Origin of the sequence: Desemzia incerta (genome assembly GCF_900115825.1) — a bacterium.
Taxonomy (GTDB): domain Bacteria; phylum Bacillota; class Bacilli; order Lactobacillales; family Carnobacteriaceae; genus Desemzia; species Desemzia incerta.
Map to the genome: position 1 here is coordinate 386,132 of NZ_FOXW01000001.1, position 22,188 is coordinate 408,319.

General features: G+C 38.6%; 19 protein-coding genes. 17 read left to right on the top strand and 2 right to left on the bottom strand.

Annotated elements, in window-relative coordinates; genetic code table 11:
- Window positions 1–2: 2 nt before the first annotated feature.
- From BM137_RS01785 to BM137_RS01795, 3 genes are read left to right on the top strand one after another with little or no spacing between them, the layout of a single operon-like run.
- Window positions 3–776: an ABC transporter ATP-binding protein gene (locus tag BM137_RS01785; RefSeq protein ID WP_092479430.1), complete on the top strand. Its 774-nt coding sequence runs from the start codon at window positions 3–5 to the stop codon at window positions 774–776.
- Window positions 777–1,481 (top strand): ABC transporter ATP-binding protein, encoded by a 705-nt coding sequence (locus tag BM137_RS01790; RefSeq protein ID WP_092479431.1) that lies wholly within the window; start codon window positions 777–779, stop codon window positions 1,479–1,481.
- 4 nt (window positions 1,482–1,485) lie between these two features.
- Window positions 1,486–2,148 (top strand): CBS and ACT domain-containing protein, encoded by a 663-nt coding sequence (locus BM137_RS01795; RefSeq protein WP_092479432.1) that lies wholly within the window; start codon window positions 1,486–1,488, stop codon window positions 2,146–2,148.
- Window positions 2,149–2,241: 93 nt separating this feature from the next.
- Here the strand turns inward: BM137_RS01795 and BM137_RS01800 are convergent, their stop codons facing one another.
- Entirely contained in the window at window positions 2,242–3,210 is a 969-nt protein-coding gene (locus tag BM137_RS01800) for a Gfo/Idh/MocA family protein (protein WP_092479613.1), read from the bottom strand.
- Between the two features lie 113 nt (window positions 3,211–3,323).
- Window positions 3,324–3,998, bottom strand: coding sequence for a hypothetical protein (locus BM137_RS01805; protein ID WP_092479433.1), 675 nt, complete (start codon window positions 3,996–3,998; stop codon window positions 3,324–3,326).
- 244 nt (window positions 3,999–4,242) lie between these two features.
- Here BM137_RS01805 and BM137_RS01810 point away from each other — a divergent pair, with 244 nt between their 5' ends.
- The 14 genes from BM137_RS01810 to BM137_RS01875 all read left to right on the top strand — a co-directional run bounded on the left by BM137_RS01810 (window position 4,243) and on the right by BM137_RS01875 (window position 21,940).
- A complete protein-coding gene (locus BM137_RS01810; RefSeq protein ID WP_092479434.1) occupies window positions 4,243–4,770 on the top strand; it encodes a hypothetical protein in 528 nt (175 codons plus the stop codon).
- Between the two features lie 197 nt (window positions 4,771–4,967).
- Window positions 4,968–5,774 (top strand): M15 family metallopeptidase, encoded by an 807-nt coding sequence (locus BM137_RS01815; protein WP_092479435.1) that lies wholly within the window; start codon window positions 4,968–4,970, stop codon window positions 5,772–5,774.
- A 121-nt stretch (window positions 5,775–5,895) separates the two neighbouring features.
- The gene (locus BM137_RS01820; protein ID WP_092479614.1) at window positions 5,896–6,444 is read left to right on the top strand and encodes a glycoside hydrolase family 73 protein; all 549 of its coding nucleotides are present in this window, start codon (window positions 5,896–5,898) and stop codon (window positions 6,442–6,444) included.
- Window positions 6,445–6,575: 131 nt separating this feature from the next.
- Complete coding sequence (gene pbp4 / locus BM137_RS01825; RefSeq protein WP_092479436.1) at window positions 6,576–8,615, top strand: penicillin-binding protein PBP4(5); 2,040 nt, start codon at window positions 6,576–6,578, stop codon at window positions 8,613–8,615.
- 130 nt (window positions 8,616–8,745) lie between these two features.
- The gene (locus BM137_RS01830; protein ID WP_092479437.1) at window positions 8,746–10,101 is read left to right on the top strand and encodes a hemolysin family protein; all 1,356 of its coding nucleotides are present in this window, start codon (window positions 8,746–8,748) and stop codon (window positions 10,099–10,101) included.
- A 109-nt stretch (window positions 10,102–10,210) separates the two neighbouring features.
- Complete coding sequence (locus BM137_RS01835) at window positions 10,211–10,801, top strand: xanthine phosphoribosyltransferase (protein ID WP_092479438.1); 591 nt, start codon at window positions 10,211–10,213, stop codon at window positions 10,799–10,801.
- Window positions 10,802–10,897: 96 nt separating this feature from the next.
- Complete coding sequence (locus BM137_RS01840; protein WP_092479439.1) at window positions 10,898–11,476, top strand: DUF2179 domain-containing protein; 579 nt, start codon at window positions 10,898–10,900, stop codon at window positions 11,474–11,476.
- A gap of 33 nt (window positions 11,477–11,509) precedes the next feature.
- Window positions 11,510–12,619: a 5-(carboxyamino)imidazole ribonucleotide synthase gene (locus tag BM137_RS01845; protein ID WP_341849602.1), complete on the top strand. Its 1,110-nt coding sequence runs from the start codon at window positions 11,510–11,512 to the stop codon at window positions 12,617–12,619.
- Window positions 12,620–12,785: 166 nt separating this feature from the next.
- Window positions 12,786–14,081, top strand: a complete 1,296-nt coding sequence (purB, locus tag BM137_RS01850) for an adenylosuccinate lyase (protein ID WP_092479441.1) — start codon at window positions 12,786–12,788, stop codon at window positions 14,079–14,081.
- A gap of 125 nt (window positions 14,082–14,206) precedes the next feature.
- A complete protein-coding gene (locus BM137_RS01855; RefSeq protein ID WP_092479442.1) occupies window positions 14,207–15,091 on the top strand; it encodes a DMT family transporter in 885 nt (294 codons plus the stop codon).
- 381 nt (window positions 15,092–15,472) lie between these two features.
- Entirely contained in the window at window positions 15,473–16,123 is a 651-nt protein-coding gene (locus tag BM137_RS01860) for a GntR family transcriptional regulator (protein ID WP_092479443.1), read from the top strand.
- A gap of 218 nt (window positions 16,124–16,341) precedes the next feature.
- Complete coding sequence (gene pcrA / locus BM137_RS01865) at window positions 16,342–18,570, top strand: DNA helicase PcrA (protein WP_092479444.1); 2,229 nt, start codon at window positions 16,342–16,344, stop codon at window positions 18,568–18,570.
- 126 nt (window positions 18,571–18,696) lie between these two features.
- The gene (ligA, locus tag BM137_RS01870) at window positions 18,697–20,745 is read left to right on the top strand and encodes an NAD-dependent DNA ligase LigA (protein WP_092479445.1); all 2,049 of its coding nucleotides are present in this window, start codon (window positions 18,697–18,699) and stop codon (window positions 20,743–20,745) included.
- Between the two features lie 4 nt (window positions 20,746–20,749).
- Window positions 20,750–21,940, top strand: a complete 1,191-nt coding sequence (locus BM137_RS01875; RefSeq protein WP_223155958.1) for a CamS family sex pheromone protein — start codon at window positions 20,750–20,752, stop codon at window positions 21,938–21,940.
- The last annotated feature ends 248 nt before the right edge of the window (window positions 21,941–22,188 follow it).

Sequence of the window (22,188 nt, forward strand, 5' to 3'; positions counted from 1 at the left end):
CGATGAGTTTGCTGGAAGTAAAAAAATTAACGAAAAACTTTGGCGGACTTTCTGCTATTTCCAATGTTCATTTAGAATTAAAAGAAAATGAACTCGTTGGATTAATCGGTCCCAATGGAGCAGGAAAAACGACGTTATTCAACTTACTGACAGGGGTTTACCAACCCACTGAAGGCTCGATTGAAATTGAAACGAATGGGCAAAGAGAATCTGTTATAGGGAAAAAGACTTATACGATAACGGATATGGGATTCGGCAGAACGTTTCAAAATATCCGCTTATTCAAAAATCTAACTGTTCTGGACAACGTATTGATCGCGATGCATTCCAAAAGTAAAGTCGGAACGTTAAAAAGTGTTCTTCGTTTACCAAGTTATTATGCTTCTGAATCGAAAATGAAAAAAGAAGCGATTGAGTTATTGAAAATATTTAGTTTGGAAAATAAAGTAGACGAACTAGCAAAAAATTTGCCTTATGGGGAACAACGACGACTAGAAATCGTTCGAGCGTTAGCTACTAAGCCTAAAGTATTGTTCTTAGATGAGCCGGCTGCGGGAATGAATCCTCAAGAAACAGCTGATCTGACCGCTTTGATCCGTCAAATCCAAAAAGACTTTAAGATCACGATTTTGCTGATCGAACATGACATGTCGTTAGTCATGAATGTGTGTGAACGGATCTACGTATTAGAGTATGGTCGTATGATCGCTCATGGGACACCCGAAGAAATAAAAGGCAATAAACAAGTTATCAAAGCATATTTAGGCGGTGAGTAAATGTTAACTGTAAACAATCTAGCAGTGCACTATGGGGTTATTGAAGCCATTCGAGAGGTTTCTTTTGAAGTAAAAGAAGGGGAAATCGTTTCGTTGATCGGAGCGAATGGTGCCGGAAAATCAACTATTTTAAAAGCTGTTTCCGGATTGATCCGTCCGAGCCAAGGGGAAATCGTTTACGAAGGGACGCCTATTACAACAGCTACTCCGAAACAAATCGTAGAAAAAGGGATTTCTCAAGTTCCAGAAGGCAGACACATCTTTAGCGGAATGACCGTTTTAGAGAATCTGGAGATGGGAGCCTTTTTAAGAAAAGACAAAAATGAGGTCGAAAAAGATCTGCAACTCGTTTTTGATCGGTTTCCTATTTTAAAGGAACGGAAGAATCAGGATGCAGCAACTCTTTCTGGTGGGGAACAACAAATGGTAGCCATGGGAAGAGCTCTGATGAGCCGCCCAAGATTATTGCTCTTAGATGAGCCCTCAATGGGGTTGGCACCGATTTTGATCAAAGAGATTTTTCATATTATTGAAGAAATCAACCGAACAGGTACGACTGTACTCTTGATCGAACAAAATGCTAAAATGGCTTTAAAGATAGCGAATAGAGGCTATGTATTAGAGACCGGAAATGTCGTTCAAACCGGTACAGGGGAAGAATTGTTAGAGAGCGACATCATTCAGAAGGCTTATTTGGGAGGTTAAAGGTATGTTGGTCAAAGATTATATGACAGCTGATGTAGTGTCGGTAAATGAAGAAACAAAAGTATTGGAAGCTTTAGATTTGATGAAAGAACATGACTTCCATCGCTTGCCAGTCGTAAGAAATGAACGAATGGTTGGATTAGTTACAGAAGAGATCATCAGTGACAATTCTCCGTCGACGGCTACATCGTTAAGTATTCATGAGTTGAACTACTTGCTGACCAAAACAACTGTGGGAGACATCATGAACAAAGAAGTTCCTGCTATTGGTCCAGATGATTTACTGGAAGAAGCAGCTACTCGTATGAGAGACTCTAAAGTCACTGTTTTGCCAGTTATAGAAAATGAAGACCAGGTTGTCGGGATTATCACCGATAAAGACATCTTTCGAGCTTTTATCGACTTATTGGGATACAACAACAAAGGCAGTCGTATCGTGATCGATATTCCAGAAGACTATCCGGGTATTTTAGAGGATATCACTAATATTCTGGCGGAAGCTAATGTAAGCATCAACCAAATTGCTGTTTACAGAAAAGAATCATTTACACAAATCGTGATTCAAATGGACAGCGACAAAACCACTGACATAAAAGAAATTCTAACAACAAGCGGATATACTGTCAGTTCAGCTATTTATAAAGAAGGTTACTTAAAAGAGGAATAATAGCTAGTCATAACGAAAAACCATTAGGGGTCACTGCCCTAATGGTTTTTTGTGTTAAGCAGATTGATTCGTTTTAGACTAGGAACTCAAATGTTATTCAAAATCGTAACACAAGCCCCATTGTTCCCGCAAGTTATCCATGATAGACATCACATCATGAGTCAATTGAATGTGCTTGTTCGGTGCTTGTTGTAAAATGTTGCTCGTCATCAATTCGATTTCATAATTTAAAGCTTGATTAGAGTCGCCCGCTGTCACGGTTTCAGAAGAACCATCTGGATACGTAATGGTTGCAGTATTGGCTCTAGGGTAATCTTCAACAGTAATAAAACCATTTTCAAAAGCAACGATACCCACTTTAGGCATCTTAGCACGGAAAGTCAAACTGACGACAGCCATTTCATTATCTGGGTTTTTCAAAATGACAGCAGATTGCTCATCGACACCCGTTTCATATGGATTCATAGTTGTTAAAATCTCAGTAGGTTGGCTGGATAAGAAGAATCGAGTAAAGGCTAAAGCATACACTCCAATATCCAATAAAGCTCCGCCTGCAATCTCTTTATTAAAGAAGCGGTTAGTCGGATCAGCTTCTTTCAAGCTTCCAAAAGAAGCTTGAATCATTTTCAATTTGCCTAGTTTTCCAGTGGAGATGATGTCTTGCAATTTATGGTAAAGAGGCATATGGTAAATTGTCATTGCCTCAGCTAAAATCAGATTTTTTTCTTCAGCTACAGCTAAAGCTTCGTCCAACTCTTTATTGTTCATAGTGATTGCCTTCTCGCACAATACGTGTTTACCAGCTCGCAAGCTTTTTAAAATATACTTTGCATGATGGCTGTGCGGAGTAGCGATATACACGACATCAATATCCGGATCAAACAACATTTCTTCGTAATTTCCATAAGCTTTTTCAATCCCGTACTTTTCCGCAAATGCATTTGCTTTGTCCAAATTACGTGAAGCCACCGCCAGCAAAGTAGCTTGTTGGACATTAAAATCTTTAGCAAAACTGGATGCGATATCTCCTAAACCGATGATTCCCCAATTAACAGTTGTCATATAGTATTTTAGAAACTCTCTATCATTCATGATACTAGAGCTTCTAATCCTCCTCTCAATAAAAAAGTTCCGCTTTCATTATTGCGTATTTGTCAAAAGAAGTACAGTGAAAGTTATGTCGATTGTTTAAATGAACGAGTATCTTGAAACCTCTTAGTAAAGAACAAAGAGACGATCAAAATCAACTCGAAAGCATTTGTAATAGCTGCACTTGGTAATGAAATAGGGAATGCATTTCCAAGGAACATGATTAATGTACCGACAAAAAACCAGATCCAACCTTGTTTTCTCCAGACAATAATAGAGGCGAAAATCAGTATCAGTGAAACAAACAACACCATTAAAGGAACTCCGGAAGCTGGTTCAACGTTGCTGTAACTCAACACACCATATTTCCAATTGGCTTCTAAAGTCAGTCCGAGTACTTCACTGAATAGTTCGTAAACGATTAAACCCAATGTCAATAGATAAAAAATAGCTTGAAACCATTTTTTAAACGCCCATTTGAAATCAGCTTTTTTCATCGCGCCCAAAGAAAACAACACCAGTAAAGGGGTGAAAAAAGCGTGCATATAAAACCGAGGGTAACTTAAGTTTTCCAGTAAACTGCCTTCTCCAATGAATTTACCCACAGCCAGTACACCATTGTCGTAAACCAATCCGATAATAACGAGCAGCAGTACATTTGAGAGATCGTTCCACCCGTAGCGTGCTGCTAGCTTGATACCCCAAATCAATAAAAATAAATATGCAGCGAAGTAACCAAAAAATAAAATGGTGTCTAACATAAATTGTTTCCTCCTTTCTTAAGAAAAATTGAATCTCAATAGTCCTCATAGTTAACATATAATTTTCGCCAACTAGGGTCAAATAGTTGCAACAGAAAGGAGTAAATAACTGGCAAATTAACCTATTAAGTGTATTATAAAAGTATAAAAAGAAAGTTATTTTGCTGCAGCCATTATTCTCGTCACCGTTTAAATTGATTTAAGGAAAGGTGTTCATCATTTCAAGGATAAGGAGAGATGAAGTATGCATGAAGCATTGGTAGCCATTGTATTAGGGGCAGTCAAAGAACAATATGCAACAGAAAAGGCTTTTTATTCTGAACAATTGGGGATCTCTCCCCAAAGTTGGGATCGTTGGAAAAAAGGCCAACAAGGTTTAAAAACAGAAAACATGAATAAGTTGGCTCAATTGTTTACGGATTATGAGTGGATGCTTGTCCAAAAGGTTTGCCGCAATTCCTTGTTGATTTCAGAGGTAGCAGAAAATCCGGTCGCAGAGTATATGAACATGAAATATCACGTAGCGAAAAAATGGTTGAGAAGCAATATGGCAACAATAGAGATTCATCATCAGCCAGAAGAGAACGCAGAAGCTCATCACCGCAAAATCAATCAAACCATTGTACGCATAGAGATCAGTTATGATTTCTGGAGTTATAAGGACCGTATTGAATTGCATTTGCCAGGAATCGTACAGCAGCAATTGGAAACTGAAAAACAAGGTTTGTTGGAATGGTTCAGCAAGAACGTAGAACAACCTTTTCGTGTCTAAAGAAATTTAAAACAATGAATAATAAATTTAACCAATCATCAGCGGGAAGTTTCTTCCTGCTGATTTGTTTTTGTGTTGAAGTAGTCGATAAAAAAAGAAAGAAGTAAAATTCAGTCTAAGGTAGGTTGAAAAGCGAAAAAATTTCTATAAAATAGAATAAGTGCAACTAATGATATGAAATGAACGGAGTCTTAACAATGAAATTGAAATTATGGGCAACAATGCTAGCAGTAGGGTTATTGGCTGGGTGCCAAAATGAATCTACGGATGTAACGAATGAATCCACATCTTTAAACAGCGAAGAAGTCAGTCAGGAATCTGAAGAATCAACGGCTCTGACGCCGGAAGAAGAAAAAGAGCAGGAGATGATCGCTGCATTACCAGATGTATCGACAGCAGATTGGAATTTGGTTTTGGTCAATAATTGGCATCCGATTGATGAGACGGTTGAGATTCCATTGGAAACAGTAGCTGATCAAAAAGAAGTCGATGCTCGTATAGTAGAGCCTTATACGAATTGGATGGAAGCTGCCAAAAAAGCAGGTTATACAATTTTCTTAGCTTCCTCTTACCGCTCAATTGAAAGGCAGCAAGCTAATTATGATGCCAGCATTCAAGGTTACATCAATGAAGGCTACTCTAAAGAAGAGGCTATTGAAAAAACGGAAGACTATATTGCTGTTCCTGGAGGCAGTGAACACCACACTGGTTTAGCACTGGATATGGTAGATAATGAATGGCTCAGTACAGGAAAAGGGTTAGTGCCGGAATATGACACGCAAGAATCCCAACAATGGCTGGTCAGTACGGCAGCGGACTACGGATTTATTCTGCGTTTTCCTAAAAATAAAGAAACAGAGACGGGTATTCAATACGAGTCTTGGCATTTTCGTTATGTAGGAGTAGAAAATGCTCAATTTATCCAGCAGTATGGATTGTCTTTGGAAGAATACATTGAGCTTCTTGAAAAAGCTGGAAAAACAGGAGAACAAAGGATAGAATAACTCGTTTTTATCCTAAGTTGTGAAAGGAGCAGTCAAGGTGGCGCAGGCGAAGAAAAAGAAGAAAACGACGTACAGAAAAAAAAGTGCTAAACAAAGACGCTTGTTACCTAGTCGCATACTAATGGTATTATTTGTCTTGTTTTTTGTTTTTTTTGGAGCATTAACTTTTTTGGGGAAATCCATTATCGAACCGTTGAATTCGAGTCGAGAAAAAGAAGAGTTTATCGTTCAAATTTCTGGTCATGCAAAAATATTGCAAGAACAATACGATTTGCTGCCTAGTATCAGTATCGCTCAAGCTATCTTAGAATCAGATTGGGGGACGAGTGAGTTGGCAACTGAGAATAAGAATCTCTACGGCATAAAAGGCAGCAGTCCAGAAAATACGGTTATGATGGAAACAAAAGAGTTTGAAAACGGAGAGTGGATCGAGATAAAAGCTCCTTTTAGAAAGTACGACACTTGGCAAGAGTCAATGGATGACCATGCTCTATTATTTGTCAATGGGACCAACTGGAATGCGGATCAGTATACAACGGTGCTGACGGCTGAAAATTATCAAGAAGCTGCACAAGCCTTACAAGATAATGGTTATGCCACAGACCCCACTTATGCAGAAAAGCTGACTCGTTTGATTGAACAATATCAGCTTCATCATTACGATGATTAACCAGTCAGGAACTTTTATCTCAGCACAGATGTCTATAGAGAATATACTAGGAATAACAAAGGGTTTGGAGTAAACTAACTATAAGTGTATTCAAGTGTAAAAAGGAAACAAACTTAAAGGAGGAGTGGTAAATGTCGACGAATCAACCACAAAGAAAACGAGGGTTGAGTAAACCAATGTGGATAGCAGTTGTTGTCTTTTTAGTAGCTGTTATCAGCGTAATCGGTTGGATGGCTTGGTCATATTTTAACGGGAAAAATTCAGATTCAGCTGCAGCGGAAGAAAAGTCTCAAGAATTTATTGCTTACTTAGAAGAACAAAATTTCTCTGCGTTACCTACTGTATTAAATGAATCCTCATTGGTTGATGCTGGATTTACAAAAAAGCAAGTAGAAGAATTGTATCAGAGTTCTTTTAATGAAATGCAAGTGAATGATGTTGAAGTAACGGATGTAGTGTTTAATGAAAACGAATCGGATGATGTGATGGAATTTTCATATGTCCTAAACTTCGTGACACCAATTGGGACAATGGAAAACCTACCCTATTCGGCTACTTTAACAAAAGGTGCTGAAGAGGAGTTTTTCGTGGATTGGCAGCCAAATCTCGTCTTGCCTGATATGGAGCCCGGAGATGTAGTTGAGGCACAATTTGAAAAAGGCGAACGGGGTAAAATTGTGGATCGAGACGGAGATCCATTGGCAACAGCTGGTGTTTGGATGAGAGCTGGTCTTTATCCTGGAGCATTAGGCGAAGAAGATGCACGAACAGATAATCTCACAAAAATTAGTGAAACGTTTGAAGTTTCAGTAGAGTACCTTGAAGGATTGTTGGAACAAAGCTGGGTTACGGAAGATACTTTTGTGCCGTTTAAAACAATAGCCTCCGATGAGACTGAGGAATTGACAGGTGTAATGTATCAAGAGGTCAGCATGCGGACTTATCCTTTGAATGAAGCTACAGCTCATTTAATCGGCTATGTTGGCGAAGTGAATGCTGAAGAGATCGAAAAGAATCCAACGTTGACTGCTGGGGAAATCGTCGGAAAATCTGGGCTGGAAGCTGCTTATAATGAGCGGTTACGCGGCAAATTTGGTGGTTCAATCGTACTAAAAGATGGGAAAGGAACGACGAAAACCGTCTTAAAAGAACAAGAAGTTCAAAATGGGGAAGATATCCAGTTAACGATCGATGCAGATGTGCAGCAAAAAGCTTATGAAGCACTACAAGAGAAAAACGGATCTGTAGTAGCCATGGACCCTGAAGACGGGAGCTTGTTAGCTCTTGTCAGTACTCCTTCATACGATGCAGGGTTGATGACGAGAGGGATTACCAATGAAGCTTACCAAGCTTATCTGGATGATGAAAATACACCATTTCTTTCCCGGTATACAGCTCGTCTGGCACCAGGATCAACGTTTAAATTGATCACAGCAGGAATTGGTCTTGATTCAGGGACGACAACTCCTGAAGAAGTACACGAAATCGATGGAGATACTTGGCAGGCGAATGAGTCATGGGGAAATTATGCCGTACATCGTGTAACCGAAGTGGATAACGTTTCTTTAAGAGAAGCATTAGTTTATTCAGATAATATTTTCTTTGCTCAAGAAGCTTTAGAGATGGGGCAAGAGACGGTTGAAAAAGGCATGAGCAACTTTGTATTTGGAGAAGAGTTCGATTTGCCGCTAGTTATGCAGCCGGCTCAATTGTCCAACTCTGGCAAACTGGATTCTGAGATTCTATTAGCCGATACGGCTTATGGACAAGGAGAATTGTTGATGAGCCCTATTCAACAAATCGTATCGTATAGTGCATTTTTGAATGGTGGAACAATGATTTATCCGAAATTGACCAGTGATCAAGAAACAGCTGAACCTAAACAAGTAGTGTCTAAAGAGTCCGCTGATTTGATTCGTTCGTATTTGCTTGAAGTTGTAACGGATGAAAATGGAACAGCTCACGAATTAGCTGATCTGCCTTACTCAATTGGCGCAAAAACAGCAACAGCTGAATTCCAAAACGTAGACAAGAACAATGGGTTCGTTTTGACATTTGATGCAGAAAATAATTCTTATATGATGTTGGGAATGTTGGAAGAAAGTGCAAGTGGAGAAGTAATCGAGTTATTAAAACCTGTCTTAGAAGAAATGCCGAAGTTATTGCAATAACTGGTTTTTAATAACAGACAAATTGATTAGAAACCAATGAGAATCATTTGTTGAAATAAAGGTTAAATAATGGTACAGTGGTAATGTTTTATAAATAAATTTTTATGACTATTGAAGGAGAAGATGATAAATGACCCCAGACCCCGGAAGTGATTCTTCGCTGAGTGTCCAGATAATCTTAATTGTAGTCTTGACCGCAATTAACGCATTATTTGCCGCAGCAGAGATGGCGTTTGTTTCCTTAGACAAAGGCAAAATAAACGAGAAAGCCATAAATGGTGATAAGAAAGCGAAAAACGTCTTGAAGTTATTAGGCAATTCAGACAACTTTCTATCTACTATTCAAGTAGCAATTACATTGGCAGGTTTCTTAAACAGTGCCTCTGCAGCTACATCATTAGCAAATCGTTTTATGCCGTTGTTGGGAGATATTCCCGGAGCTTCAACAATAGCAGTTGTTATCGTGACAATAATTATTTCCTATATCACATTGGTATTTGGAGAGCTGTTTCCAAAAACAGTAGCTTTACAGCGTTCAGAAAGTGTTGCTCTTGGAACTGCAGGAATTATATTAGCCGTTCAAAAAGTGATGATGCCTTTCGTAAAACTTCTTTCATTATCAACAAATATGTTGAAGAAAATTACACCAATTGAATTTTCGGAAGAAGAAGAGAAGATGACGCGTGACGAATTTCGTTCTTACTTAGAGCAAAGTCAAAAAGATGAAGCTATTGATATAGGCGAATTTTCAATGTTGAAAGGTGTCTTGTCTTTAGATACTAAAATGGCTAAAGAAGTCATGGTACCAAGAACAGATACATTCATGATTGATTACGATGATGGGAATGAGGAAAACATCCCTAAACTATTAGATATCCCATATTCACGTGTCCCTGTTTACTTTGAAGATAAGGACAATATTATTGGGATCATCCATGTAAAAAACTTATTGAGAGAAAGCCGAAACCGCAATATTGACGAGATCGATTTAAAAGACATACTAAATGAACCGTTATTTGTTCCAGAAACAATTTATATTGATGATTTGATTTATGAATTGAGAAAAACGCGCAATCAGATGGCTGTATTGAATGACGAATACGGCGGTGTGGTAGGAGTCGTGACTTTGGAAGACGTGGTGGAAGAAATCGTAGGAGATATCGACGATGAGTACGATGAAGTGTATGCATTGATTGAAAAAATCAATGATAATCGTTATTTAGTAGACGGATCCACTCAATTATCTAAGTTCAATGAGTTCTTTGGCACGAGTCTTGAATCTTCAGACGTTGATACTATTGCCGGATTCTTCATTATAGAATATGGAAATATTCCTAGAGATGGTGATGATGCATTTGTCGAATACGAAAACTTCTTGTTGAAAGCAAATGAAATCGAATCTTCACGAATCAGCAATTTGATTGTTGAAAGAATAGATGAAACCCAAGATACTACAGGAATAAATCTTATGGACGAAGACAAATAATTAACATAAGGGTTAAGCCAGCAATTGGTTTAACCTTTTGTTCTATCTAAATCTTTTTAGCTGCGAGTCATTATGGAGAAATAGAGAACCTATCAACGGGAGGAAGAGAATGAAATTACTTGAAGAAAGAATTGTACAAGACGGGCGTGTATTAAGTGAAGGTGTGTTGAAAGTGGATCAATTTTTGAATCATCAAATAGATCCTGCGTTGATGCAAGCCATGGGAGAAGATTTTGCAAATTACTTTGAGCAAAAAGGGATCACGAAAGTTATAACAATTGAAGCTTCAGGAATCGCTCCGGCTGTTTTTACAGGACTGTCTTTAGATGTGCCTGTTGTTGTGGCAAAGAAAAATGTCGGGATTACTATGACAGATGAATTGGCGGCAGCTGATGTGTATTCTTTTACTAAACAACAAAATTATACGATATCTGTTTCAAAATCTGTGCTGTCAAAAAATGATACTGTTCTGATTATTGATGACTTTTTAGCCAATGGGCAAGCTGCGTTAGGTTTAATGAGCATTTGTCAGCAACTAGGAGCAGCAGTAGCCGGAATCGGTATTGTTATTGAAAAATCGTTTCAAACAGGTCGTTCTTTATTAGAGGAACAAGGAGCAGATATTTACTCTCTTGCGCGTATCCGTTCATTAGAGAATAGACAGGTTGAGTTTGTAGAGGAAAATCTGTCACAACACTAAATGAGCAACTAAAGAGATTTACTGAATGCGTAAAGAGTCAGGTTAACGTTAGATACTAATTTGGCAGATTTATCAGACAAGGAGAGTATAGCTAAAATGGAAATAGATTTGGGACTATTAGCAACAATATTTGTGATCAACGTAGGTTATGTCACTTTGATGACGATTCGAATGATGTTGACGATGAAAGGATACCGTTTAGCTGCACCGTTAGTAGCGATGGCAGAAACGACGATTTACATCGTAGGATTAGGGCTTGTATTGGATCGTTTAGATAATTTTTGGAACATCTTAGTATATGCTTTAGGATACGGTGCCGGAATTTTAGCCGGGATTAAAATTGAAGAATATCTAGCATTAGGGTATATTATGGTTACAGTGATCATACCGTCTATTGAGAATGACATCCCCTCTAAATTACGTGAGTTAGGATATGGGGTAACAACAAGTTACGCCTTGGGTAAAGAAGGCGACCGGATGGTATTAGAAATCCTGACCCCCCGCAAGACAGAACGGAAATTGTATCAACAGATCGAAGAATTAGCACCAAAAGCGTTTGTCATTTCATATGAACCGAAATACATTAGCGGCGGATTCTGGACGAAACGTGTGAAAAAGCGCAGAAAAGAAATTAAACTAGAACAAAAACAACAAAAAATCGATGAAAAAAACTGAATATTTAGAAGGTAGGGATAAATCTTGGCAAATGTGATAACTCCTAGCAAAGTGATTGGTATTATTGGCGGAGGAAACCTAGGAAGAATGCTGACTTTGTCTGCTAAAAAAAGGGGATATCAAGTAGGTATTCTTGATCCTGTACTGGACTGTCCAGCCGCTCAACTAGCTGATTGGCAATTAGTAGGGGATATCAATGACCCTCAGCTTCTAACAGAATTAGCGTTTAAATGTGATGTCGTAACGATTGAAGCAGAAAATGTATTTTCAGAATCAGCTCAAAGAATTTCCAGAACGGTTTCTTTCCCGCAAGGAATTGAACTATTGGATGTTGCTCAAGACAGATTATTGGAAAAAGCCTATTTAGAAGCAGCGAATTTTAATATCGCTCCTTATGCAACGATTGTTTCACCAGAAGACATTGAAATCGCCAGCAGAGAACTAGGGTTTCCTTGTGTATTAAAGACATTGCATCGAGACAAAAAGAAAAAGCAGAAAGTTACATTATACAGTGAAGAAGATTTTGAGAAAAGTGCAACATTGCTTGTTCACGGGACTTGTATCTTAGAAGCGCTGATCCCGTTTGAAAGACAACTTTCCGTTTCAGTGGTCAGCAATCCTCAAGGAGAAATACGGATTTTTCCAATCTCTGAAAACTTGTATCGGGATGATGTTTTGTATCAAAATTTGTTTCCAGCACATATCGATGATGAAGTAGCGGAAGAAGTGAATCGGATAGCTTTAGATATTGCTCAAAGAAGCCATTTGATAGGCACAATGACAGTCGAATTATTGTTGACGTCTAGTGGCGCCTTATATGTGGACGATATTACGCCAACGATTCACGATAGCGGATTAAGCACGATGGATGCTTGTTCTATATCGCTTTTCGATGCTCATATCCGTGCTATCTGCGGATGGCCGTTGCCGGAAATTAAGTTACACTCTAAAGCTGTGATGGTAAAAGCTTTTGAAAATAATCGTTCTGAAGTGAAAAATCAGCTTCAATTGAAGCCGGATTGGCATTTTTACTATTACGGAGTTGAAAGAGACTATGATGAAGGTATAGGACATATAACGGTTTTGACAGAAGACATTGATATGACGATAGAATTGCTGCAAGATACAGGTATTTTGAACTGATATTTTTTTGAAAAGGATCAACGACATTGTGTTGATCTTTTTTTCTATCTCATCCTGTCCAAAAAAATAAAGATAAATCATGACAGATGAAAGACATAGTGCTAAAGTAATAAAGGGAATTTTAATAATTCAGCAAGAAAATTTTTACTTAAGGGAGACTAAAAAGATGATTGAACGCTACACCAGACCTGAAATGGGAGCTATTTGGACGGATGAGAATCGATACAATGCTTGGTTGGAAATCGAAATATTGGCTGATGAAGCTTGGGCTGAATTAGGAGAGATTCCGAAAGAAGATGTTCAAAAGATACGTGAAAATGCTTCTTTTGATGTTCAACGTATCCTTGAGATCGAACAAGAGACTCGTCATGATGTGGTTGCTTTTACACGTGCTGTATCAGAGTCTTTAGGAGAAGAACGGAAATGGGTTCACTACGGTCTGACAAGTACAGATGTTGTAGATACAGCATATGGATACTTATTCAAACAAGCGAATGATATATTACGTCAAGATCTAGACAGATTCCTTGCTGTGATTGGTGAAAAAGCAAAAGAACACAAGTACACGGTTATGATGGGCAGAACACACGGGGTCCATGCTGAACCGACTACTTTTGGCATGAAGTTAGGTACTTGGTATTCTGAAATGAAACGGAATATTGAGCGTTTTGAACATGCTGCAAAAGGCGTGGAAGCAGGGAAAATCAGCGGAGCTGTTGGAACGTTCGCTAATATTCCTCTGGAAGTCGAGGAGTATGTCTGTGATCGTCTAGGAATCAGAGCTCAAGAAATCTCTACCCAAGTCTTACCTCGTGATCTGCATGCTGAATATATTTCCGCAATGGCGCTTATCGCGACCAGTATTGAGCGTTTCGCTACTGAGATCAGAGGTCTTCAAAAATCAGAAACACGCGAAGTAGAAGAGTACTTTGCAAAAGGGCAAAAAGGATCATCAGCTATGCCTCATAAACGCAATCCAATCGGTTCAGAAAATATGAGTGGATTAGCTCGCGTCATAAGAGGTCACATGATCACTGCTTACGAAAATGTTACGTTATGGCATGAAAGAGACATCTCACATTCTTCTGCTGAAAGAATCATTATTCCTGATACGACTATTTTACTGGATTATATGTTGAATCGATTCAGCAACTTGGTTAAAAATTTAACTGTTTTTCCAGAAAATATGTTGCGCAATATGGATGCTACTTACGGATTGATTTATAGCCAACGTGTTTTACTGAAATTGGTTGATAAAGGGATGAGCCGCGAAGAAGCTTACGATCTAGTTCAACCTAAAACTGCTCAGGCATGGGACGAACAGATACAATTCAGACCATTATTGGAAGAAGATGGACGAATCAGCAAACTTCTTTCTACAGAAGAGTTAGATGATGCATTCAACTATCAGCATCATTTAAAAAATGTAGATCAAGTTTTCAAACGATTAGGGCTTGATTGATCTGATTCGTTGTTTCTTGCAAGAAAAAAATCAGGATAGACACATAGCAAAAACAACACACAAAAATAGAGCTTTTGCTCTAGTTTTTGTGTGTTTCACTATACAAAAGAAGAGCAGGTGCAGAAATGAAAAAAGCAAAAATCAGCATTATTTTTTCGATGATTACTTTTGGGACCATCGGTATTTTCGTAAAAAATATTGCCCTTTCCTCCAGTGAAATTGCCCTATATCGAGGACTCTTTGGGAGTTTATTTTTACTTGGAGTCTTAATGACAAAAAAAGACAGCATCCCTGTATCTGTCCTTAAGAAGAATGCGTGGGCATTATTTTTTTCTGGAGCAGCCATTGGTATCAATTGGATTTTATTGTTCGAATCTTATCGTTACACTACGATTTCAAATGCAACTTTGAGTTACTATGTTGCCCCCATTATCGTTGTTGTCGTTTCAGCAAGTCTATTTAAAGAAAAATTGACCTTTAGAAAATTTCTTTGTGCCGCAGCCGCTATGTTGGGGATGTTTCTAATCGTTAATGGAGGCGGATCAGGGCTGGGAGGTCCAGGCCATCTCAAAGGTATCGGATTAGCATTAAGTGCTGCTGTTTTCTATGCCAGCGTCATTCTCGTCAATCGATTTGTCAAAGAGTTGTCAGGATTACAAAGTACGTTTATTCAATTATCTGTAGCGTCCATTGTATTATTGCCGTATGTCTTAACGACTCAAGGATTCCACTTAATGGAAGTTGATAGGAGTTCTTTTATCTATTTGTTGATTTTAGGTGTCGTGCACACAGGAATAGCTTATGCACTGTTCTTTTCTGCCATTCCACACTTGAAAAGTCAAACAACAGCTATGTTGAGTTACATTGATCCTGCATCTGCAGTTTTCTTTTCAGCTGTATTCATCAAAGAAGAATTTAGTCTGCTTCAGTTTATCGGGGGCTTACTTGTTCTAGGAGCTTCTTTTATCAGTGAAACAAAGGCCGTTTCTGCTTTTGAACAGTCTGTCTAAAAGTCAAAAGTGTCCGTAAAAAAGAAACTGCTTGTGGGCTCAAGCAGTTTCCTCGGGGCAAAACCATACAAACATATGGTGAAAAACAGTGCTCCATTACACTGATTAAAAGATACCATATCGATATAAAAAACGTGTTAGGAAAAGGTTTTCTTTTTGTAAACTTTAGTTTAATGATAAAAAAAGGTTTCTGATGGTTAAATACGACTAATTTTTGAAAACGCCCTCTTTTTTTGGAGGCAGTTTCCTAAAAACAGGTTGAATATCTTTAGATATATCTTTATAATCAGATGTAATACCTAGGCACAAAATTGTTTTTTAAACAAATGGTATAGTAGTAATGAGTTGGGAACATAGAAATATAAGAAGGGAAAGAAAGAATTGGTAAAAGCAAAAAATTTAGAGACTCAAGCATATCAGTACATAAAAAATAAAATTACTAGTAGACAATGGCTGCCCCAAACACATATAACAGAACTTGATTTGTCTAAAGAGCTAGGAATCAGTCGAACCCCAATCAGAAGAGCTTTTATCCGTCTCCAAGAAGAAAATATCTTAAGAATCATTCCTCATAAAGGAGCGACCATTCAAGAACCTCTTATCGATAATAAAGGTTTCCAAGACCGTCTTGGGTTTATGGAATTGATGCTGAACGATTACTTGCATCAAATGCAGATCAGAGAGGTTTCCTTTACAAAAGAGGATTTATTGGACTATGTGGAAAAAATGTCCTCTTTGACTGGCAGGAATCAAGGGGATGAATTTTATGAGGCAGAAATCTACTACTGGCAAGAATTTATCAGACATGCCAAGAATTCTTATAATGTCTCCGTACTTATGGATACTTTTCGTTCGTTGAATCAGCAAGACAATAAAGAAATTCAGGCGGTCTTGCTGGAGTGCAGAAAAATAAAAATCCGTCATCTTAAACGGTTGGCTGAATATGTAGCTGATTCCAAGTATGCTTATGCTAGAAAAGAAGTTCGAATCTTGATGAATCAACTATCTTTAGCTTTATTACAAGGCGTTTAAATCATTTTTCATATACAATTACTACAAAGCAGAATCCTTCATTAAATAATGTGGAGGTTTTTGTATTTTTTTTTGTGATTTTACTTTGAAGTTTTGCATCTCATACTCTAAGAAGATTCAAACTATGGTAAAATAGACAAGGAAATAATGGCAGAAGTCAGGATACAGGTATGACAAGAGTAAATTGTACCTTTAGGAATTAGAGAGGATGTAAATAAGTGGTATTACGAGAAGAATTATTAAATGGAATGAATCCGCGTCAAAAAGAGGCCGTGATCCATACTGATGGACCACTCTTGATTATGGCAGGGGCTGGTAGTGGAAAGACCAGAGTACTGACTCATCGTATCGCCTATTTGATTCAGGAAAAAAATGTCAATCCTTGGAATATATTAGCGATCACGTTTACCAATAAAGCAGCTAAAGAGATGAAAGAGCGAGTCAGTCGTTTGATTCGTGATGGTGGGAGTGAAGTATGGGTTTCAACTTTTCACTCGATGTGTGTCCGAATTTTGCGCCGTGACATCGATCGTATCGGTTATACGCGTTCTTTTACAATCAGCGATCCAGGAGAACAACAAACGCTAATGAAACGAATTCTGAAAGAGCGCGACATTGATCCCAAGAAATTCAATCCTAGAGCTATTCTTGCTGAGATCAGTAATGCAAAAAATGAATTGCTGACAGCAGAACAATACAGAGACACAGCAACTTCTTATTTTCAGCGAATCGTGGCAGACTGCTATGATGATTATCAAAGAGAGTTGCGCCGTAATCAAGCAGTCGATTTTGACGACTTGATCATGCTGACAGCTCGTTTATTTAAAGAAAGTCCTGAAACGCTTCAGTACTACCAAGCGAAATTTCAGTATATTCATGTGGATGAGTATCAAGATACCAACCATGCTCAATATACGTTGGTCCAATTATTAGCAGACCGATTCAGAAATATTTGTGTCGTAGGGGATGCTGACCAAAGTATTTATGGATGGCGCGGAGCCGATATGGAAAACATCTTGAACTTTGAAAAAGACTATTCGGATGCAAAAGTGGTATTATTGGAACAAAACTATCGTTCCACTAAATACATTCTGCAAGCCGCAAATGATGTTATTGGCAACAATGCCAATCGAAAAGACAAGAAGTTATGGACAGACAACCACGAGGGAGAAAAAATTTCTTACTACCGTGCTCAAAGTGAAGGCGATGAGTCTCGTTACGTTGTTTCAAAGATCCAAGAAGAAATGAAAGAAAATGGTCTGGGTTATGGGCATTTCGCTGTACTTTACCGAACAAATGCTCAATCGCGTAAAATTGAAGAAAGTCTATTGCAATCGAATATCCCGTACAAAATGGTTGGCGGTCACAAATTCTACGATCGTAAAGAAATCAAAGATGTTTTAGCTTATTTGCGCCTTGTGGCGAATCCGGACGACAACATGAGTTTTGAGCGTGTTGTAAATGTACCTAAACGTGGGGTTGGCCCGGGAACGGTAGAAAAATTGAGAGCTTTTGCGAATCAATACGATTGGTCATTATTGGAAGCTGCTCAAAACGTAGCTTTAACAAGTATTACAGGAAAAGCTTCTAAAGCGTTAGAAGGTTTTGGTCATATGCTGAAAGACTTGCAGAAAATGCAAGAGTACTTGCCTGTGACAGAATTGGTAGAAGAGTTATTGAAACGCAGCGGATATAAAGAATCATTAGAACTGGAAAAAAGTTTAGAGTCAGAATCTCGCTTAGAAAATATCCAAGAATTCTTATCTGTTACACAACAGTTTGAAAAGGACAATGCAGGAGGAGAAACGGATCTATTGACTTTCTTGACAGATTTGTCTCTTGTATCCGACTTGGACAACTTAGAAGCAGAAAATGGTGAAGTAACTTTAATGACGCTTCATGCAGCAAAAGGGTTAGAGTTTCCGGTTGTTTTCCTGATAGGAATGGAAGAAGGCATTTTCCCGCTTTCTCGTGCCATGATGGAAGAAAACGAACTGGAAGAAGAACGTCGTTTAGCGTATGTAGGAATTACTAGAGCTGAACGGAAATTGTATTTAACAAATGCCTACTCTCGAGTGTTGTATGGACGTACGCAAGCTAATACACCTTCACGTTTCATCCAAGAGATCAGCGATGATGTAATGGATCTTATGCACAGAGAAACGACGTCTGTTCCATTTAGAAGCAACGCACCATTTATCAATAAAGAAAAACGTGCGAGCAGTACGCCGTATCCAACTCAAGCGCCAGTTTCCAGCAAAGTCAGCAGTGGAGCAGATAAAGTTGAATGGAACGTCGGCGATAAAGCTATGCATAAAAAATGGGGCGTAGGTACAGTAGTCAAACTGACTGGTAATGCTGATAACTTGCAATTGGATATCGCATTTCCAGCTCCAACAGGCATTAAACGTCTATTGGCAGCTTTCGCTCCAATCGAAAAGGTTTAATCGGAAGAAAAAGGGTACGACAAAAGTTACAGCCATCAGGCTTCTTACTAAGGCAAGTAAAAGAGGATGGCTGCTTTTGTTTCATGAACCAAGAGGTTACGAAATAATAAGAAAGAAGGGGTTTATGTGACGGATAAAACAGGAAACTATTCTCCAACGAGTTTATCTTTTGAAGAGGCTACAAAGAGAGCAGAGGAATTAAGAGAAACTTTAGATCGTTACAGTCATGAATATTATGTATTGGATAAACCCACAGTAACAGATGCGGAATATGACAGTTTATATAGAGAACTTGTCAGCTTAGAAACAGCTTATCCTGAATTGATCAGTGGCGATTCTCCTACGCAACGGGTTGGCGGAACAGTTCTTCCCGGATTTGAAAAAGTGACTCATGACATTCCTATGCTGAGTCTTGGTAATGCATTTGGAGAGCAAGACTTATTTGACTTTGACCGTCGAGTACGAAAATTGACGGATAAAAAAGTGGAGTATATTTGTGAGCTGAAAATCGATGGTCTGGCCCTTTCTTTAAAATATGAAGAAGGAAAATTGGTACAAGCTGCTACTCGAGGTGATGGAGTAGTGGGCGAGAATGTGACTCAAAATGTTCGGACTATAAAATCCGTTCCGTTAAAACTGAAAAAACCTTATTCGATTGAAGTACGCGGTGAGTGTTATATGCCGAAAGAAGCTTTTGTAACATTGAATATGGAACGAGAAGAGAATGGGGAAGACATTTTTGCCAATCCTAGAAACGCAGCAGCTGGAGGATTAAGAAATTTGAATCCAAAAGAAACAGCGAAGCGTAATTTAAATACCTTCATGTATACTATTGCTGATTTTGGAGAACTTGATGCAGTCAGCCAGTCTGATGCACTGGACCAATTAGATACTATTGGCATCCGAACAAATCACGAGCGCCGTGTTTACGAAACTATTGAAGAAGTATGGGCGTATGTTCAAGAGTTTCAAGAGCACCGCAGCGGTCTGCCTTATGATATTGACGGTATCGTCATCAAAGTAAATGATTTTGAAGCTCAAAAAGATATCGGGTATACGATCAAAGCTCCACGTTGGGCGATAGCGTATAAGTTTCCTGCTGAAGAAGCACATACAGTCATCCGAAAAATCGAATGGACTGTTGGAAGAACAGGAGTAGTCACTCCTACTGCTATCATGGATCCTGTTCAATTAGCCGGAACGACTGTGCAAAGAGCGAGTTTACACAACGTAGATTTGATCAAAGAGCGAGACATTCGCTTATTTGATACCGTAGTGGTCCATAAAGCGGGAGACATCATACCTGAAGTGACGCGAGTGGTAGAAGATTTGCGTCCTGAAGACAGCGTTCCATATGAATTTCCGACCCATTGTCCGGCCTGCGACAGCGAGTTGGTGCATTTAGATGAAGAAGTGGCATTGCGCTGCATCAATCCAAAATGTCCTGCACAAATCATTGAAGGGTTGACTCATTTTGTATCCCGTAATGCCATGAACATTGATGGATTAGGAAATAAAGTCATTATTCAAATGTATGAAAAAGAATTGGTAAAAGATGTAGCGGATTTGTACAGTTTAACGTATGATCAACTAGTCACTTTAGATAAGATCAAAGACAAGTCTGCAAATAATTTGTTGAATGCTATTGATGCAAGCCGCAGTAATTCATTAGAACGGTTGATTTTCGGATTGGGTATTCGCAATGTAGGTGTAAATGCAGCGAAATTACTAGCAGAAGAATTTGAAACCATCGAAAAGCTGCAACAAGCAAAAGCTGAAGATATCACAGCTATTGAAGGCATTGGTAAGATCATTGCGGAGAGTGTAGTAGCATTTTTCGAGCTTCCGGAAGTGGCCGAGTTGATCAATGAGCTTAGAGCAAAAGACATCAACTTGAAGTATCTTGGAAAGAAAAAAGAAGTGGCAGAAGAAAGTGATTCATATTTCAATGGAAAAACAATTGTCTTGACCGGAAAATTAACTCACTTTACGCGTGAAGAAGCTAAAGAACGAATTGAGAATCTGGGCGGAAAAGTAACTGGAAGTGTGTCTAAAAAAACGGACTTTCTAGTTGCCGGAGAAGATGCAGGAAGCAAATTGACAAAAGCGCAAAGTTTAGAGATTCCCGTTTGGAACGAGGATCAATTGTTGGAAACATTAGAAGGAGAGGAATAAGAGTTTGAAAAGCAAACTACTCATGTTACTTGCAGGAAGTGTATTGTTCTTTACTGCATGTGCAGCTCCTGAGGAAGAAAACGCAGGAGAAACAACGACGGACGGTTCAGAAACTGAATTGGCGGCAGAAGAGGCTACGAGTACTTCACGTCAATTATCTGATGAATATTATCGTTCGCTGATTACCGATGGTCAATATCAAACTAGTGCAAACAGAGGCGCCACATTAGGAACAAATTCGAATTACAACTTAAAAGCATTTGAAACGGGATTGTTGGAAATCTCTCAAGAACATTTTTCGACCGATAATCATCTGATACAAGAAGGTCAATATCTGGACAGCAGCACAGTCAACAAGTGGCTTGAACGTTATAGACCTGAAGGAAAAGGATTCAATCAGTATGGGGATCCTATTACAGTGGACGAAAGCAGCCAAAACCTTGAAGGATTGAATCCTCAACACAATGGGAGCAAAGAGCCGGACGAACGGACACCCATTTTTCTAGAGTCTATTTTGGAACAAAATTACGTTACTGAAACAGAGAATGGGTACAAACTGTCTGGAATCAGTATAGGATTGGCAATGAATACTGTTGATTATTACCAGAAGAAACAATTTGATGCAACGTTTGAAACGAAGATCAGCGAAGAAGAATTGATTCAACAAGGGAAAGAGATGGCGGATAAAATCATTGAGCGTATGCGCCAAATTGAAGGATTGGAAGAAATTCCAATCGTTGTAGGGATCTTTAAACAAACTCCGCAAGACAGTTTAGCTGGAGGTTCATATGTAGCGGAAGGTGTCAGCGAAAACGGCAGTAATTCAGTCGGCGGATGGACTAATCTGTCTGTTAAAAAGTTGGTCTTTCCATTGCAAGGAGGCGAAAGTACGGAGTTGAACAGTTTCCAAAACTTCAAATCAGAAGTGGAAAGTTTCTTCCCGAACTTAAGCGGGGTTACTGCAGAAGCAACGTATATTGACGATACATTGGTCAAAATGAAAGTTGATATAGTGACTCAATTTTATGGAGAAACAGAAGTGATTGCATTCACACAACACGTTTACGATCAAGCAGTGAAATTTTTACCGCCAAATATCCCAATCGAAATCAGTATTTCTTCCATAAAAGGGATGGAAGCTTTCTTAGCAAGAGAGACGGGAGAAAATCAATTTTACAGTCATGTATTTGATTAAAGCCTTTACCGTTGAATCAAGATGAATGATTTATTTAAAGTGAGAACAAGAACCGAGTATCTTCTGGTTCACTGTTCTCACTTTTTTTTATTTTTGGACTAAAAGAAAAAACTTCTAGAATGTGTTCTTTAAATGTGCGCTTCTAAAGAATTCTCCTTGCTGAATCAAAGAATTCATAGAGTCTGTACCCGGTTTGTGATATTATAGGAAGGAAGTTTTAAATCTGTGAACTTTTAGAAAGTGAGTGA

Bases quoted from the DNA above. Each gene is read 5' to 3' on its own strand.
- BM137_RS01785 (WP_092479430.1), top strand. From the start codon at position 3: ATGAGTTTGCTGGAAGTAAAAAAATTAACGAAAAACTTTGGCGGACTT.
- BM137_RS01790 (WP_092479431.1), top strand. From the start codon at position 777: ATGTTAACTGTAAACAATCTAGCAGTGCACTATGGGGTTATTGAAGCC.
- BM137_RS01795 (WP_092479432.1), top strand. From the start codon at position 1,486: ATGTTGGTCAAAGATTATATGACAGCTGATGTAGTGTCGGTAAATGAA.
- BM137_RS01800 (WP_092479613.1), bottom strand. From the start codon at position 3,210: ATGACAACTGTTAATTGGGGAATCATCGGTTTAGGAGATATCGCATCC.
- BM137_RS01805 (WP_092479433.1), bottom strand. From the start codon at position 3,998: ATGTTAGACACCATTTTATTTTTTGGTTACTTCGCTGCATATTTATTT.
- BM137_RS01810 (WP_092479434.1), top strand. From the start codon at position 4,243: ATGCATGAAGCATTGGTAGCCATTGTATTAGGGGCAGTCAAAGAACAA.
- BM137_RS01815 (WP_092479435.1), top strand. From the start codon at position 4,968: ATGAAATTGAAATTATGGGCAACAATGCTAGCAGTAGGGTTATTGGCT.
- BM137_RS01820 (WP_092479614.1), top strand. From the start codon at position 5,896: ATGGTATTATTTGTCTTGTTTTTTGTTTTTTTTGGAGCATTAACTTTT.
- pbp4 (WP_092479436.1), top strand. From the start codon at position 6,576: ATGTCGACGAATCAACCACAAAGAAAACGAGGGTTGAGTAAACCAATG.
- BM137_RS01830 (WP_092479437.1), top strand. From the start codon at position 8,746: ATGACCCCAGACCCCGGAAGTGATTCTTCGCTGAGTGTCCAGATAATC.
- BM137_RS01835 (WP_092479438.1), top strand. From the start codon at position 10,211: ATGAAATTACTTGAAGAAAGAATTGTACAAGACGGGCGTGTATTAAGT.
- BM137_RS01840 (WP_092479439.1), top strand. From the start codon at position 10,898: ATGGAAATAGATTTGGGACTATTAGCAACAATATTTGTGATCAACGTA.
- purB (WP_092479441.1), top strand. From the start codon at position 12,786: ATGATTGAACGCTACACCAGACCTGAAATGGGAGCTATTTGGACGGAT.
- BM137_RS01855 (WP_092479442.1), top strand. From the start codon at position 14,207: ATGAAAAAAGCAAAAATCAGCATTATTTTTTCGATGATTACTTTTGGG.